The sequence below is a fragment of the Frankia gtarii genome (assembly GCF_025403375.1).
In the GTDB taxonomy this organism is placed as follows: Bacteria; Actinomycetota; Actinomycetes; order Frankiales; family Frankiaceae; genus Frankia; species Frankia gtarii.
On sequence record NZ_JAMPTM010000634.1, the window covers coordinates 1 to 411 of the forward strand.

At 73.0% G+C, this 411-nt stretch carries 1 protein-coding gene; it reads left to right on the plus strand.

The window, feature by feature from the left end; translation table 11 throughout:
• Positions 1–411 (plus strand): ATP-binding protein (locus NBZ83_RS32680; RefSeq protein WP_498041109.1); only part of this gene is annotated, 411 nt, incomplete at both ends.

The following is a 411-nucleotide window of genomic DNA, read 5'->3' on the forward strand; positions in this document are numbered from 1 at the left end:
GCGCCGGGACGGTCGAGTTCCTCTACCACCCGGGCGAGCGGACGTTCGCCTTCCTCGAGGTCAACACACGCCTGCAGGTCGAGCACCCGATCACCGAGGCGACGACCGACCTCGACCTGGTCAAGGCGCAGCTGCACGTGGCGGCCGGCGGCCACCTCGACGGACCGAGGCCGGTGGAGCGGGGGCACGCCGTCGAGGCGCGGCTCAACGCCGAGGACCCGGACCGCGACTTCGCCCCGTCGCCCGGCCGGATCGCGCTGCTCGACCTGCCCTCCGGTCCCGGCATCCGCGTGGACACCGGCGTGGGTGAGGGCGACACGATTCCCGCCGACTTCGACTCGATGATCGCCAAGATCATCGCCTACGGCCGCACCCGCGACGAGGCGCTCGCGCGGCTGCGTCGGGCAATGG